Here is a 1,641-nt window from a genome sequence, read left to right on the forward strand (position 1 = left end):
TTTTTTTTTTTTATCCGCCCACCCCCTTTTTCTACATTTTTTTTTGCACACTTTTCCCCTCCCCCACGCTCTTCCTTTGTGGCGGTACGGGGCCGGGGGCGGATGGCCGGCCGGGGCGCCCGGCCACGCCAGCAGGCCCAGGACCGCGGCGGTCGCCCCGGCCACCCCCCGCGCCTGGGCGAGCGACAGGGTGGCCTCGGGAGCCGGGCCCGAGGCGGCGAACGTCAGCGCGCCCAGTCCGGCCAGGGTCCAGGCGACCCCGTGCCACTCGCGTCGGCCCACCCGGCGCCCGGTGAGTCGGGCGCCCAACGGCACCGCGGCGACCAGGGTGAGGGCGCCCAGCGGCTGCACCAGGGTGAGCGGGCCGAACCGCAGGGCGGCGACGTGGAGGAGCGCGGCCCCGGAGTTGAGGGCGATGGCGAGCCACCACGCGCGGGCGCCCCACAGCGTCCGCAGGCGCCGGGAGCGCGGTGGGATGCGGGCCGCGAGGCGCTCCTGGGTGACCGCGGCGGTGGCGTAGGCGACGGCCGACAGCAGGGAGAGCCCGACCGCGAGCAGGGTGGGGTTCACGGCGCCGTCCTCGGGGAGGGCGGCGCGGGACGCCGGCCCGGCCGGATCGGTGCCGGGGGGAGAGCCCCGGTGCGGGAGTCCATTCCCTGCCCCTTTGTCTGGTTGTGCCGCTCAACACGTATCGATACGCGAGTGTACCGATACGGCGGCGTATCGGTACACTCGCGTATCGATGGGCCGTCGCATCGCGGACGGGAACCGGCGGTGCCGGAGGGGACGAACGGGGCAGGAGGAGCGGAATGGCGGGGCAGTCAGCGCGGACGGCACCGGTGTCGGAGCCGGCGGCTCCGGCCCGTCGGTCCAAGATCAGCCCGGAACGGGAACGGGAGTTCTTCGCCGCTGTCCTCGACCAGCTCCGCGAGCACGGCTACGAGTCGGTCACCATGGAGGGCGTGGCGGCCCGCGTCCGGTGCGGCAAGTCCACGCTGTACCGCCAGTGGGGCAGCAAGCCCCGTTTCGTGGCCGCGGCCCTGCGCTCGGAACGGTGCCCCCGTTTCGCCGGCATCGACACCGGCAGCCTGGCCGGGGACCTCAGGGCCGCCGCCCACGCGGCGGGCACCGAGTCCTGCGACGACACCCGGTTGCTGCACGCCCTCGGCCACACCACGCTCCAGGACCACGAACTGCAACGGGCGTTGTGCGAGGCGCTGGTCGAACCGGAACTGGCCGCCCTCGACGCCATGCTCGCCCGGGCGGAGGCCCGTGGGGAGATCGGCGCCGCGCATCCGGCGGCCGAGTACGTGGCCGCCCTGCTCTTCGGCGTCACCCGGGTCCGACCGCAACTGGAGGGACGCTTCGCCGACCCCGCCTATCTGATCGGGCTGGTGGACGCGGTGATCCTGCCCGCCTTCGGCCTCGCCGTGCCGCCCCGTCCCGCGGCGGACGGGGCCAGTCCCGCCCCCTGAGCGCCAGGCCGCCGCCCCCGGGATGACCGGTGGCGGCCTGGCCGCGCCGCACCGTGGGGACGGGGGCGGCGCGCACCCCCGGGGGGGGGGGGGGGGGGGGGCCGGCGGGGGGGCCCCCCCCCCCCCCCCCCCCCCCCCGGGGGGGGGTGGGGGAAAAAAAGAAGAA

General features: G+C 75.4%; 1 protein-coding gene and 1 pseudogene. One reads left to right on the forward strand and one right to left on the reverse strand.

Translation table 11 applies throughout. From position 1 onward, the window contains the following. Window positions 1-570 (reverse strand): annotated as a pseudogene (locus tag ABT092_RS30910) (hypothetical protein); the annotation flags it as partial. A gap of 239 nt (window positions 571-809) precedes the next feature. On the opposite strand from ABT092_RS30910, the gene ABT092_RS30915 reads away from it, so the two are divergent. Continuing rightward, entirely contained in the window at window positions 810-1,475 is a 666-nt protein-coding gene (locus ABT092_RS30915; protein WP_351249823.1) for a TetR/AcrR family transcriptional regulator, read from the forward strand. The last annotated feature ends 166 nt before the right edge of the window (window positions 1,476-1,641 follow it).

The organism is Streptomyces sp. NPDC002490 (assembly GCF_040296045.1).
Lineage (GTDB): Bacteria > Actinomycetota > Actinomycetes > Streptomycetales > Streptomycetaceae > Streptomyces.